The sequence below is a fragment of the Bacillus sp. FSL R5-0422 genome (genome assembly GCF_038610765.1).
Lineage (GTDB): Bacteria > Bacillota > Bacilli > Bacillales > Bacillaceae > Bacillus > Bacillus pumilus_O.
Map to the genome: position 1 here is coordinate 2,133,717 of NZ_CP152014.1, position 13,267 is coordinate 2,146,983.

The 13,267-nt window shown below is 41.0% G+C and carries 13 protein-coding genes; 1 reads left to right on the forward strand and 12 read right to left on the reverse strand.

Features of this window, described 5'->3' with window-relative positions:
* The first annotated feature begins 118 nt into the window (after positions 1-118).
* A complete protein-coding gene (locus MKX52_RS10830; RefSeq protein ID WP_012010516.1) occupies positions 119-355 on the forward strand; it encodes a DUF2627 domain-containing protein in 237 nt (78 codons plus the stop codon).
* Between the two features lie 35 nt (positions 356-390).
* Here the strand turns inward: MKX52_RS10830 and MKX52_RS10835 are convergent, their stop codons facing one another.
* The 12 genes from MKX52_RS10835 to xseA all read right to left on the reverse strand — a co-directional run bounded on the left by MKX52_RS10835 (position 391) and on the right by xseA (position 13,246).
* On the reverse strand, positions 391-1,128 hold the full coding sequence (locus tag MKX52_RS10835) for a glycerophosphodiester phosphodiesterase (protein WP_251184290.1): 738 nt from the start codon (positions 1,126-1,128) through the stop codon (positions 391-393).
* A gap of 229 nt (positions 1,129-1,357) precedes the next feature.
* Positions 1,358-2,458: a Rap family tetratricopeptide repeat protein gene (locus MKX52_RS10840; protein ID WP_251184289.1), complete on the reverse strand. Its 1,101-nt coding sequence runs from the start codon at positions 2,456-2,458 to the stop codon at positions 1,358-1,360.
* A complete protein-coding gene (locus MKX52_RS10845) occupies positions 2,446-2,643 on the reverse strand; it encodes a hypothetical protein (protein ID WP_041815709.1) in 198 nt (65 codons plus the stop codon). The genes MKX52_RS10840 and MKX52_RS10845 overlap by 13 nt, the downstream gene beginning before the upstream one ends.
* Positions 2,644-2,914: 271 nt before the next feature.
* Positions 2,915-3,718, reverse strand: coding sequence for a sporulation transcription factor Spo0A (gene spo0A / locus MKX52_RS10850; RefSeq protein WP_012010520.1), 804 nt, complete (start codon positions 3,716-3,718; stop codon positions 2,915-2,917).
* Positions 3,719-4,003: 285 nt separating this feature from the next.
* Complete coding sequence (gene spoIVB / locus MKX52_RS10855; RefSeq protein WP_342490687.1) at positions 4,004-5,281, reverse strand: SpoIVB peptidase; 1,278 nt, start codon at positions 5,279-5,281, stop codon at positions 4,004-4,006.
* A gap of 198 nt (positions 5,282-5,479) precedes the next feature.
* Entirely contained in the window at positions 5,480-7,216 is a 1,737-nt protein-coding gene (recN, locus tag MKX52_RS10860; protein WP_144504026.1) for a DNA repair protein RecN, read from the reverse strand.
* A gap of 33 nt (positions 7,217-7,249) precedes the next feature.
* On the reverse strand, positions 7,250-7,699 hold the full coding sequence (gene argR, locus MKX52_RS10865; protein ID WP_012010523.1) for a transcriptional regulator ArgR: 450 nt from the start codon (positions 7,697-7,699) through the stop codon (positions 7,250-7,252).
* Positions 7,700-7,859: 160 nt separating this feature from the next.
* Positions 7,860-8,714 carry a TlyA family RNA methyltransferase gene (locus MKX52_RS10870; protein WP_342490688.1) on the reverse strand — a complete coding sequence of 285 codons (855 nt, stop codon included), beginning with the start codon at positions 8,712-8,714 and terminating at the stop codon, positions 7,860-7,862.
* A complete protein-coding gene (dxs, locus tag MKX52_RS10875; protein WP_342490689.1) occupies positions 8,711-10,612 on the reverse strand; it encodes a 1-deoxy-D-xylulose-5-phosphate synthase in 1,902 nt (633 codons plus the stop codon). Before dxs ends, MKX52_RS10870 begins: the two co-directional genes overlap by 4 nt.
* A gap of 150 nt (positions 10,613-10,762) precedes the next feature.
* Positions 10,763-11,653: a polyprenyl synthetase family protein gene (locus MKX52_RS10880; RefSeq protein WP_342490690.1), complete on the reverse strand. Its 891-nt coding sequence runs from the start codon at positions 11,651-11,653 to the stop codon at positions 10,763-10,765.
* On the reverse strand, positions 11,643-11,903 hold the full coding sequence (locus MKX52_RS10885) for an exodeoxyribonuclease VII small subunit (protein WP_342490691.1): 261 nt from the start codon (positions 11,901-11,903) through the stop codon (positions 11,643-11,645). The genes MKX52_RS10880 and MKX52_RS10885 overlap by 11 nt, the downstream gene beginning before the upstream one ends.
* The gene (gene xseA / locus MKX52_RS10890) at positions 11,900-13,246 is read right to left on the reverse strand and encodes an exodeoxyribonuclease VII large subunit (RefSeq protein ID WP_342490692.1); all 1,347 of its coding nucleotides are present in this window, start codon (positions 13,244-13,246) and stop codon (positions 11,900-11,902) included. The genes MKX52_RS10885 and xseA overlap by 4 nt, the downstream gene beginning before the upstream one ends.
* Between the last annotated feature and the right edge of the window lie 21 nt (positions 13,247-13,267).

The window sequence follows — 13,267 nt, forward strand, 5'->3', positions numbered from 1 at the left end:
CACCATATTTTTCCGTTGCAAAAAATTGCACAACTCTTATATTACCACGTTTTCCTTTCTTGACAAAATATTTTTTGAATTAGACAATGGAAGTAAATGACGTTTAAGGGGACATTTGATGGGGAGAATACTTGCATTAGTGATTATTTTAATACCTGGCGCGTTTGCTGCACTTGGGATTAAGCTGTTACGCGACACTGTTTTCGGTATCATCATTGCACCGTTTCCATTTTTATGGCTGCAAGGAATTGCAGGATTGGTTTTTTTAGGAGGAGGTCTTTACGTAGTTGCTGGCTTTATTTTATATAGAGACCGCAAACGAAATAAAGTAACCACCCGCTTTAAACAGAGATAAACATGAAAAAAAGACCCGCTATTGATCGCAGGTCTTTATTTCATTTCTTCTCTTATTTTGACGGCTCTATCAGGAAAATCTGTGAAGATTCCGTCGACACCTAAGGAAAACATGCTTTTCATTTGCTTTTCACTGTTGACTGTAAATGGCCTAATGACTTGCTGGTCAGCATGGAGAGCCGATACGACTTCTTTTGTTACCCCTGCACCCTTTATATTCGGGTGATACCCTCTTGCAGGTACTGTTTTTATATACATTTCTGGCTGATGAATCACATCCATTGTGAGAACAGCAAGCTCAACATGCGGCATTAGCTTGTGAAAAAGAGCTAAACTGCCGTGATGAAACGATGAGACAAGTACACGATCTTCTATTTGAAAGTGTTCAATTTGCTCCTTTACCTTCTCTTCAATACCTGGATATCGATAAATGGAGTTTTTCAGTTCAATATTCATAATGAGTGATGATTGCTCGGTCACGAGCTCCAATACTTCCTCCAAAAGAGGAATAGATACAGCACCGGTTTCTTCATAAAAAGAATGACTCGCATCTCCTGCTTTTAACTCTTCATATGTATGGTCTTTCACTAAGCCTGTCATATTCGTTGTTCTGTTCAGCTTCTCATCGTGAATGACAGCAAGCCTGCCATCTTTCGTCAGCTGGACATCCAGCTCAATCCCGTCAGCTCCTGAATGAAGTGCGTGCTCAAAGGCTATCATCGTATTTTCAGGATAGATTCCTTTAAAACCTCTGTGTGCAAAAATTTTCGTCATATGCCACCTCTAGTTATGATGCTTTCTTTCATTTCATTATGACGTCTCTCTTTTCGTTTTTCCAGTTTGAGCACATAAAAAACCTCTTCTGATGAGTACGAAGAGGTTCTGTATAAATTCGATCACGTAATCGCTCTGATGGCTTGCTCTGTCGTCTCGGCGTCAAGAGCAAAAAGGGAAGAAACAACTGCGACTGCTGTAACGATGGTTAAACCTAACAACAACTTTTTCATAAGATAACCTCCACTTTCTTTTGAAGTATTTGTGCATCGAATTTCTTTTCAAGAAAACGAATGGCATTTTGATAATCATTTCGTTCCTTGAAGTATTTCGATATTTGTTCAGACAAATCCTCAAGCTCCACATATAATCTATTTTTTTCTATGTAGTCTAATTTTTCAGAGAATACGTCTGCTGCTCCACTATTTTCGCACATCAAATCTAAAATTTCAAATTTTACTATATATTCATTATTTTGGATATCGCAACTATAATGTATGCCCTCTTTAATATATTCCTTCGCCTCTTGATCTCCTAGATGAACCAAGGCATTAGCCAGAACATATAAAGATTGGATGTAATAATGGCTATTGTCACGGTGCATTTGAATGCCCATCCCTTTTTTGGCATATTGTGCGCTTTTTTCGTAATCATGCTTCGCATAATAAAGAACGGCTAAATTGTGATAGCATTTCCCAATCAGCACTTCATTGTTAATGCGTTTACTTTTCTCAAGTGCTTCTTGGTATTTTTCTTCCGCTTCGTCAAATTGGATCAAATCGATACAATTACTCGCATGTAAAATCAAGCTATCAATCGCCTGCGCTGTATACTCTTCATGCGCTTTGAACGTATCGATGGCTTTTTTTATATGATTTATGGATATGAAATTTTGTTTCAGTTCGTAATAGATTGAAGCAACCTTATGATGAAAAGTCCCTACTTCAAGGTCTTCATTCACACGTTTTAGACGCTGTTCTGCAATTTTGTAAAAGCTGATGGCTTCATCATACTTTTTCACATATGCTGCATATTGGCCTTTGTAAAAGTAAAAATAAAAATTAATAATGTCATCTGCTTTCTCATCAAGTGTTCCGACACTCTTCATAATATGATTGGCTTTTTCAATATTGCCAAGTAACATTTCATGTCTGCCATTAACAAGCTGATAATACAGGAGAACTTCACGGTCTTCATCTGTATTTTTTAGCAAATTCTGAATTTTCTCTTTATAGATAGCAGATTTTTCTAGGTCATTTTGAGAAATGACCCTCGTCCACTTGCTAATTTCGTTCGCTACCTCAGCAGAGTGGATTTTCAGCTTTCCCATAACCTCACCCTCTTCTTTTCATTATTATAGCATAGTAAAAGAATGTGAAAATTATTAAATTCGACAATGGGAATATTCAGTTCAAATGGCACAATCTCTAAGAAGCCAGTGACTTTAAAACGCCAACCAATCAGGTCAATAGCAATAGAACTTTCGATCTCATTTGCTTTATTTACCAAATCCATCAGACCTTTTCCTCTCATCCTTTTCCTTACGAATGAGCGTTTCCTTCTTCTATTTTGAAGACCAAACAATTGATTGGCGTAGCTGATTACCACTAATTTATGTCATACCCATTTCATTCATGCTCTATTTTTCATTTTATTCTGAAAATAAATCAAGCTGTATTGTCCAAATGAGACAATAAGATGAGTGTATCAACACAAACAATTTTTAACAATACTTCCCAAAATAAAAAAACGCCTCTTTGAAGAAACGTTTTTTTATGAAAATGAACTAGCTAGCTCTATGCTCCAAGCGTAGACGATCAGCCACCATTGCGATAAATTCAGAATTGGTTGGTTTTGCTTTAGACATGCTGACTGTATAACCAAAGAGTGAGGAAATGGAATCGATGTTTCCTCTGCTCCAAGCCACTTCAATCGCATGACGAATTGCTCGTTCTACTCTGCTAGCGGTCGTGTTAAATTTCTTCGCGATATCTGGATACAACACTTTTGTGATGCTTCCGAGAAGCTCGATGTCATTGTACACCATTGAGATGGCTTCTCTTAAGTATAAGTAACCTTTAATATGAGCGGGTACGCCAATCTCATGAATAATCGTCGTAATGCTCGCATCTAAGTTTTTACGTTTTGGTTCAGGTTTATTTCGAAGAACACTGTTTTGGATAGATGAAGATCGATGGGTGACTTGTGTGCCGTTTCCACTGACTTGACGAATATGACCGACTAGGTTTTCCATATCAAATGGCTTTAAGATGAAATAAGATGCGCCCAAATCAACTGCTTTTTTCGTCACATCTTCTTGTCCAAACGCTGTTAGCATAATCACACTTGGCTGTTTGGTCATGTCATTGTTTTCACGGAGGCGTTCCAGTACAGCAAGGCCATCTAAATGAGGCATGATAATATCTAAGAGGAGAACGTCGGGCTCTTTATCTTTAAATAATGTCAGACATTCCTGACCATTATACGCCACGCCAAGTACTTCCATATCTTCCTGTCCCTCAATATACTCTGTCAAAAGGCCAACAAGCTCTCGATTGTCATCAGCTACACACACTTTAATTTTCTCCACGTTCTTTCCTCCCCAATGTCGATTCCTTTAGTCTTTTGCATTTCTCTTCTGAGTGTTCAATTCGACAAAACCATGCTATCCCCTTTAAAAAACTTTAATTTTCCGAATAATAGAGCATTATCTAGCTTTTTCTACGTTTTTCTTAACGAATCGACGATTATTGCAATTTGACAACATATCTTTTTCCATTTTGTCGAAAAATCTCTTTTTCCTTATTTTATAACATGATGGCAGAGAAAGAAAGAGGAGAAAAAAACTGCCGGAAAATTCGCGGCAGTTTGATGATCAGCTTGCTTTTTTGTTTTTTTGATAAAGATCGATGCCTGCTTCTGACAGCATCCATTCAATGTGTACGCCGTAGCCGCTGGTCGGGTCATTGACAAATACGTGTGTGACCGCCCCGATGACTTTTCCGTTTTGGATGATCGGGCTTCCGCTCATGCCTTGGATGATACCGCCCGTTTTACTTAGAAGACGCTCATCTGTTACCTTTAGTACCATCCCTTTTGTTGCCGGAAATTTTTGCGGAGTCGTGCTGACGATCTTAATATCAAACTTCTCCACTTTATCATGATCGACAACAGTTAAAATTTCTGCTGGACCTTCTTTCACTTCATTTGATAAGGCAACTGGAAGCGGTTTGTCTGATACATGATTTTCAAGACTTTCGGTTAACGTACCAAAGATACCGAATGGACTGTTGCGGGAGATATCCCCTATCGTTTTTCGTTCGGAAGAGAATCTTGCCAATTTTTCTCCAGGATTGCCTCCTGTGCCTTTTTCAATCGATGTTACGGTTGATCTGACAATTTCACCATTGTCGACAACAATTGGTTTTTTCGTATCCATGTCGGAAATCACATGCCCAAGGGCACCATATTTTTTAGAAGATGGTTCATAGAAGGTCATTGTGCCGATTCCTGCTGCGGAATCTCGAATGTAAAGACCAATTCGATACGTGCCTTCACTTGCATCTTTTGCGGGTGTTAATGTTGTTTGAAAGGTTTTATGGTCTCTTTTTATGAGTAAACGAAGCGTTTCACCTGTTTTTCCTGCTTTCTGGATAAATGGGGTGAGGTCGTTCATTTTCTCCATCTTTTGACCATTAATTTCAATGATCATATCCCCTGATTGAATGCCTGCGGCTTCGCCTGGTGATTTTTTGCCGTCTGCTGTTGTGATTTGATGAAAACCTACAACGAGAACTCCTACAGAATGGAGCTTGACGCCAATGGATTGTCCTCCAGGAACGACTTTTAATTCAGGGAGAACGTCGACTTTTGTTTTCTTAATAGGAAATCCTTTAAAATCATAAACAATTTCGGCTTTTCCTGCCTTTTGTCCTGTTACTTCAAGCTGATTCTTTTTCTCTGAAAGACTAAAGGCTTGTGAAGAAGCATTGGCTGACGCTTCTATTGATGTGTCAATTGCGTGCTTCTGTTTTTCAAATACAGCAACATTTGTTGGAATGCTGATGTATTCCTTCACTATGCTCATAAACCCTGTACTTATTAAAGAAACAAGGAGAATCACACCAATGGCTTTTCTCATCTTTTCGGGCATTCATTTTTCACTCTCCTCGCTCCTTACCCACACCAGAACACTCATGTTTTGGCTACATCTTTACTTTTGCCTTCTTCGCTTTGATTTATAACCGGCAGCTTTAGAAAATGATTGGATAAATTGATAAAAGAAAAAGGCGATTTCGTGGGTATATACAGCGATTTTGACACAATATAAAAAAGGTAGCTGGTTTTTCAGCTACCCTGTTGTTTTGACATCATTTGCTTGGTGGAGCAATTCTTTTGCGTGCTGTTTTGTCAGCTCAGTGACTTCCACACCCGCAATCATCCTGCCAATTTCACTCACTTTTTCTTCATGACTTAATGGTTTGACACTTGTCAGTGTTCTACCAGCTTTAGAGCGTTTTGAAATGAAGAGGTGCGTGTCAGCCATTGCTGCTACTTGCGGGAGGTGCGTAATGCAGAGCACTTGTGAGCCAGCCGCCACTTTGTAAATTTTTTCGGCAATCGCCTGTGCAACTCTGCCACTTACACCCGTATCGACCTCATCGAAAATAATGGAAGTGACTTCTTGTTTGGCTGAGAAGATACTTTTCACAGCGAGCATCACACGTGAAATTTCTCCACCAGACGCAACTTTTGATAAAGATTTCATCGGTTCGCCAGGATTAGTAGAAATCACAAATTGAGCTTGGTCAATTCCGTTTTTTCCGAGCTGGACGGGCTTTCCATCTAGGAGCGGATTATCTGTGCTGCTAAAAGGCGCATACCGAATAGAAAAGGATGTATCAAACGTTGACTTCTCCATATACAAATCCTTTAGTTCTGTTTGAATTTGCTTCGCTAGTTTTTTGGCCCATTTTTTACGAAGCTCTGAAACGTTAAGTGCTTCAAGCAGTGCGTCACGGCTCATTGCATCCAGTTTGTTTTTAAGCGTCTGCAGATGAGTGTCTCGATTTTGAATTTGATCGATTTCTTCTTCAATCTTCGCCGCATACTCCAAAATTTCCTCAACCGTCGTCCCGTACTTTCGTTTTAACTGCTTCATTTCATTCAGCCTAGACTCAATAAAATCAAGACGTGCAGGGTCGAACTCTAATTGATCCAGCATGCTTCGCATTTGGAACGTCGAATCCTCTAATAAATAGTAAGAGTTCGACACTTGTTCGGATAGTTTTTTCAGATCATCGTTGATTTCAGAAACCTGATCGAGCTCGCTTGATGACATGCCAACCCAATCAAGTCCCCCCTGTTCATTGCGCAAGGCATTATAGGCGTTTTGGAGTGAGGAAAAGATCTTTTCGTAGTTGCTGATCTGATGACGCTCTTCTTGAAGCTTCTCGTCTTCTCCCGGCTCTAATTGTGCCGCTTCAATCTCTTCTAGCTGAAATTGCAATAAATCTAACCGGTGCACCATTTCTTGCTCATTTTCAGAGAGCTGTTTTAGCTTTTGGGCTGTCTTTGTATATTGCTCATATGCTTCTTGATACTGCGACAAAGCAGGTGCAATTTCTTCTGCACCAAATTGATCGAGCAAATGCAGATGATTTTCATCCTCCATCAATAATTGGTTATCATGTTGTCCATGTATATCGAGCAAAAGGCGTCCTACTTCGCGTAAAAGTGAGATTGTGACGAGCTTGCCATTGATGCGGCAGATGCTTTTCCCGTTATTGTTAATATCACGGCGAAGAATCATCATTTCATCCGATGCGTCAATTCCTTGCTCCTCGCATAAAGCAAATACAGGGTGATCGGCTGCTGGTACAAGAAAAAGTCCCTCCAGCTCAGCTTTTTTCTCACCATAACGAACAAATTCAGACGACCCTCTACCTCCCACAAGAAGTGAGACAGCATCGATCATGATGGATTTCCCTGCACCTGTTTCCCCCGTTAGGACCGTGAGTCCTTTTTCAAATGAAACCGTTAACTCTTCAATGATTGCAAAGTTTTTAATGGTTAGTTCTGCTAACACTCATTTGACACCTCTTTTTGTAAACCTGATTCTTTATAGAAGCTCTAAAATTTTGCTTGAAACTGTTTCCGTATCATCTGGTGTGCGGCAAATGATCAAAATGGTATCATCTCCGCAAATAGTTCCCATGATTTCTTCCCAATCTAAATTATCCATTAAAGCCCCAATCGCTTGAGCATTACCCGGCATGGTTTTGAGGACGATTAAATGACTGGCAGCATCCATTTTAATAAATGCATCCATTAAGGATCGCTTCAGTTTAGACAGCGGATTAAACCGCTGATCCGCAGGAAGGCTGTATTTATACGTTCCATTGTTCGTTGGCACTTTCACTAAATGCAATTCTTTAATATCTCTTGATACGGTCGCTTGTGTAATGTTATATCCATCGGCTTTTAAAATATCAACTAGTTCATCTTGTGTTTCAATTTCTTGGCTCGCGATGATTTCTCTAATCTTAATATGCCTTTGACCTTTAGTCATTTTTTGACCCCCCTAGGCGTTTGATCTCAGTTTGTCTTTACGTTCTATGTTATATGAACCACAGTTCAAAAAACAAGCGTTACGTGAGAAACGGCCAATTCTCATCTTTTGACCATGTAAAAAGGAATAATAGCGAGCTATTATTCCTTTTGTTTCAACCTCATGTGTCAGCCGGCTCAGGACTGTTTTTCTTTTCTTTCAATACAGAATGGGCTTCCTTGACGATCTTTTCAAGTTCTGAAACCGGAAGTGCCGCATTCTCTTCTTGATCGGGATGAAGCTTTAAATGGAGCAGGAACTCAATATTCCCGTCACCGCCAGTAATAGGCGAAAATGAGACATCCTTCACATCATAGCCTTCTTTTGCAGCAAATTCATTCATCTCTTCCAGTACACCAAGGTGGACAGACGGTTCTCGTACGATGCCTTTTTTACCAACAAGCTCTCTGCCTGCTTCAAATTGAGGCTTGACGAGTGCAATACAGTCTCCGCCTGGGACAAGAATGTGCTTTAAAGCCGGCAGAATGAGTTTAAGTGAAATAAAAGAGACATCAATTGACGCCACTTCTGGCAATCCTTCAGTAAAATCTGCTGGGACGGAATGACGGAAGTTGGTGCGCTCCATGACAATGACCCTGCCATCCTGCCTTAATTTCCACGCAAGCTGATTGTAGCCAACATCAACAGCATATGATTTGACTGCTCCGTTTTGAAGAGCACAATCTGTAAATCCACCTGTTGATGAACCAATATCAATTAGTAATTTCCCTTCAACGGTTAAGTCGAATTCTTTTAGCGCTTTTTCTAGCTTTAATCCGCCGCGGCTCACATATTTCAAAGGGTTCCCTTTCACAGTAAGCGGTGTATCACGAGCGATTTTCTCTCCTGGTTTATCCAAACGGTTTTCATTTGAGTAAACGATCCCTGCCATAATGGCACGCTTTGCTTTCTCTCTCGTTTCCATTAGTCCTTGTTCGACTAATAAAACGTCAAGTCGTTCTTTCTTTGATGTCATGATCCAATTCCTTTTCTTGGTGCTACGGGAAGCATGTCACGTAAAGTGTCAGCAACCTGTACCTTCGTCAAACCAATTTCTTCAAGCAGGGCATCAACACTCCCATGCTCAATAAATTCATCTGGAATGCCCATACGTTCTACTTTAATATGAGGTGCTTTTTTATCGTGTATATATTCTAAGACGCTGCTGCCAAATCCGCCTTGGAGCACAGCTTCTTCAATCGTTAAAATTGGAATACCTTCAGAAAGAATGTCATTTAACATCGCTTCATCAAGAGGCTTAATAAAACGAGCGTTGACCACACGAACCGATTTCCCTTCTTTTTGAAGTTCTTCTGCTGCTTGAAGCGCCATTTTAATCGTCGTACCAAATGTTAAAATCACAGCATCCTTCCCTGGGCGAAGAACCTCCCAGGACCCAATTGGAATGGTTTTCAGCTGTTCATCCATTTTGACACCTAGCCCGTTACCGCGCGGGAAGCGCATAGCAATAGGACCGTCATCATACTGAATAGCTGTATTGACCATGTGCTGTCCTTCATTTTCATCTTTTGGCATCATTAGTACCATATTCGGCATATGACGCATAAAGGCAATATCAAACACACCTTGATGGGTTTCTCCATCGGCACCGACAAGTCCAGCTCGATCAATACCAATAAATACGTTAAGGTTCTGGCGGCAAATATCGTGTAGCACTTGGTCATAGGCTCTTTGCAAGAACGTTGAATAAATCGCTAAAAATGGCTTCATGTTCTGCGTCGCAAGCCCAGCTGCCATTGTGGCTGCATGCTGCTCGGCAATTCCTACATCAAACATCCGCTCTGGAAATTCCTTTGCAAAGCCTTCAAGCTTTGAACCAACAGGCATCGCAGGCGTGATCGCAACAATCCGCTCATCTTCCCGTGCCAGCTTTCTGACTGTTTCACTGACAAGACCACTCCAAGACGGAGCTGCTGCTGCCGGTTTTACAAAATCACCTGTATCAATTTTGTATGGGCCCGTACCGTGCCAAGTCCCGATTTTATCGGATTCTGCTGGCTGATAGCCTTTTCCTTTTTTCGTGATGACATGCAGAAGAACAGGACCTTTTGTTTTCTTTGCATATTCAAGATTCTCAAATAGATCTTCATATGAATGTCCGTCAACAGGACCTAAGTAGGTAAACCCCATTTCCTCAAAGAACATGCCAGATACAAGTAAATATTTAAGGCTGTCTTTAATACGTTCTGCTGTGGCAGCAAGCTTTCCGCCTACAGCTGGAATGCGCTTGAATAAATATTCGAGCTCATCCTTTACCCATTGGTATTTGCCAGCTGTACGCAATCTGCCAAGCATTGTGTGAATCGCACCGACGTTTGGCGCAATGCTCATTTCATTGTCGTTTAAGATCACAATCATATCTTTCTTTTCATCACCGATATGATTCAAAGCTTCCAGCGCCATACCTCCGGTTAGTGCGCCGTCTCCGATAATCGGCAGGATATATTCATCTGTCCCTTTGATATCACGCGCTGCTGCCATACCCATCGCACCAGATAACGAGGTTGAACTGTGACCTGTCTCCCAAACGTCATGTTCGCTTTCATTTCGTTTAGGGAAACCGCAAAGCCCTTTATATTGGCGAAGTGTATCAAACTCCGATCCTCTTCCCGTTAACAGCTTATGAACGTAAGACTGATGTCCAACATCCCAGAGGAATTTGTCTTTTGGGCTGTCAAATACTTTATGAAGCGCAACAGTCAGCTCAACGACTCCGAGGTTCGGACCGATATGCCCACCAGAGTTAGCTAAGGATTCAATTAAAAACATGCGAATGTCAGCGCTAAGCTCTTCTAATTCTGCATTTGACATTCCTTTTAGAAACGTTGGATTTTTTATTGATAAAAGATCCAATTAGGATCAACTCGCTTTCAACAAAATTTCTATATACATCTATAATGCCTTATTCCTTTGAAAACCAGTAGGGAATAAGAGTTGTCTCATCATAATAAACTGTTTACAGTTTACCACAATTGCTCGAGGACCCTCAAATCTAGGCTGTTTTTAATGATCTCTTGAGGCAATTAGATCACATAAACCATGCAGCAATTGCTGCTCTAATTGGAGATTTGAGACGATTTCTTTTGCACGCGTGATGTGCTCATCCAGTTTTTCTTTTGCTCCTGAAAGCGTTAATAAAGAAGGATATGTCGACTTTTCATTTGCTGTATCAGAGCCGACCCGTTTTCCGATTTTCTCTTCGCTTCCTTCGAGATCTAAAATATCATCACGGATTTGAAACGCAATGCCAATATGATAGCTGAATTCCCTTAGCTTTTCGATATCGTCATCTGATGCTCCTGCCAGCATTGCACCAGCTGCGACGCTGAATGTGAGAAGCTTTCCTGTTTTACGGGCGTGAATGGATTCTAGTTCAGCAAGCGATACTTGTTTTTGCTCTGCTTCCATGTCATCAAATTGACCGCCAACCATTCCTAGCGCACCTGCTGACTTTACAAGCTCATCTACAATTCTGAGTTTTTTGTCAGCAGAAACGCTGTTAGACAGCTGAGATGTAATCAGACGGAAGCTCTCTGTTAAAAGGGCATCACCTGCGAGAACCGCTGTTGCTTCTCCGTACACTTTATGATTCGTCGGTTTTCCTCTACGAAGGTCATCATCGTCCATACAAGGAAGGTCGTCATGTATCAATGAATACGTATGAATCATCTCCACCGCACAGCCGACAGGTATACCGTCTTCTTCATTTTTACCGTAGGCATTTAGAAGAGCAAGAACGAGAACAGGTCGAAGCCTTTTCCCGCCCGCTTTAAGTGAATAGAGCATAGAAGATTTCAGGTCTTCTGGAATCGTCAATTCCTGAACATATGTAAATAAATAATCTTCGATGGTCTGTTTTCGTGTTGTTAAAAATTCATTTAAATTACTTGTCACCAGCATCTGCCTCCTTCACCGAGAAAGGAGCCAGCTCACCGTCCTCTTTTAAAATGAAATCCATTTGTTTTTCAACATGTTGTAATTTTTCATGACAAAGCTTCGAAAGGGTCATGCCTTCTTGAAAATAATGAATGGCCTGCTCAAGTGGTACATCTCCTTCTTCGAGCTTTCCCACAATCTCCTCAAGACCTTTCATCGCCTCTTCAAATGTCATTTGTACTTCTTTTTGTTTATTGGATTCTGTCATGATGATTGCCCCTCCTTCTCAATAACCTCACAAATGAGACGTCCATCCTTCATCGTGATAGTCAGCTGATCCTTCGTCTCTACTTGGTTCACACTTTTTATTAATTCATCTTCTTTATAGGCTAAGCTGTAGCCTCTTTCCATCACTTGAAGTGGATTTAATGCATTTAGTTTACCAAGAACCGATTGGAACTGCGAATGAATTGTTTTCATTCGCACATTCATACTACGAATGAGCTGTTCTGTTTCATTGGCGTGACGTTTTTTCGCTTGAAGCAGCTGCTCTTTAGGATGAAGTGGCTTCAGCCTATATGTCTGACGGTCTAGCTGACTGCGTTTTTGCTCAATTTGTCTTGTCAGCTGTTTTTGAAAACCGTCAAATACCAAATCGAATTGCTGCTCTTTTTGCTCCTGTAATCGCTTTGGGAAACGGAAGGCATAAGAGGACTGTAGCGCCAAAAGGCGGTCTTTTGCTTGTGAGGTTTGATTCTTCACAGCTCTTGTTAGCCGTATATCAATTGATTTGATTCGCTCTATTAAATCCGTCGTGCTAGGAACAGCAAGTTCGGCTGCTCCTGTTGGTGTGGGTGCTCTCATATCTGCAGTAAAATCACTGATCGTAAAGTCTGTTTCGTGCCCAACTGCAGATATGATTGGAATGTCTGATGCGAAGATCGCCCTTGCGACAGCTTCTTCATTAAAAGCCCAAAGCTCTTCAATCGAACCGCCTCCTCTTCCGACAATCAAGACATCACAGAGTTGTTTTTCATTCGCTTCCTTGATCCGCTCTACGATGGAACGGGTCGCATGCTCACCTTGGACGAGCGCCGGAAGCACAATGATTTTCGCCTGCTGATAGCGCCTATTGATGGTCGTAATGACATCTCGAACAGCCGCTCCTGTTGGAGACGTAATGACACCAACAACCTCTGGATATTCAGGGATTGGCTTTTTATAGCGCGCATCAAATAAGCCTTCACTTGCTAGCTTTTTCTTTAGCTCTTCATAAGCAAGATGAAGAGCACCAACACCATCAGGCTGCATTTCTTTCGCATATAACTGATAATTGCCGCTTGGTTCATAGACTTGAATTCCGCCGCGTACAAATACTTTCATTCCACTCTTAGGTGAAAAAGGCAGCTTCGCCGCAGAGCGCTGGAACATGACAGCTTGCATGCGTGCGTTTTCGTCTTTTAAGGTAAAGTACACATGCCCTCTTGAATGAATCTTGACATTGGATAACTCACCTTTGATCCAAATATCTTCCAAATGCGGATCAACATCAAATTTTCTTTTTATGTATTTTGTAAGGGCTGTGACCGTCACAAAGGCTTTTTCACTCATGACGTATTCCTCCTCTTCAAA

What these genes read in the sequence shown, in the direction of transcription:
- MKX52_RS10830 (WP_012010516.1), top strand. Translation starts at nt 119, where the DNA reads ATGGGGAGAATACTTGCATTAGTGATTATTTTAATACCTGGCGCGTTT.
- MKX52_RS10835 (WP_251184290.1), bottom strand. Translation starts at nt 1,128, where the DNA reads ATGACGAAAATTTTTGCACACAGAGGTTTTAAAGGAATCTATCCTGAA.
- MKX52_RS10840 (WP_251184289.1), bottom strand. Translation starts at nt 2,458, where the DNA reads ATGGGAAAGCTGAAAATCCACTCTGCTGAGGTAGCGAACGAAATTAGC.
- MKX52_RS10845 (WP_041815709.1), bottom strand. Translation starts at nt 2,643, where the DNA reads ATGGATTTGGTAAATAAAGCAAATGAGATCGAAAGTTCTATTGCTATT.
- spoIVB (WP_342490687.1), bottom strand. Translation starts at nt 5,281, where the DNA reads ATGCCCGAAAAGATGAGAAAAGCCATTGGTGTGATTCTCCTTGTTTCT.
- argR (WP_012010523.1), bottom strand. Translation starts at nt 7,699, where the DNA reads ATGACTAAAGGTCAAAGGCATATTAAGATTAGAGAAATCATCGCGAGC.
- MKX52_RS10870 (WP_342490688.1), bottom strand. Translation starts at nt 8,714, where the DNA reads ATGACATCAAAGAAAGAACGACTTGACGTTTTATTAGTCGAACAAGGA.
- MKX52_RS10885 (WP_342490691.1), bottom strand. Translation starts at nt 11,903, where the DNA reads ATGACAGAATCCAATAAACAAAAAGAAGTACAAATGACATTTGAAGAG.
- xseA (WP_342490692.1), bottom strand. Translation starts at nt 13,246, where the DNA reads ATGAGTGAAAAAGCCTTTGTGACGGTCACAGCCCTTACAAAATACATA.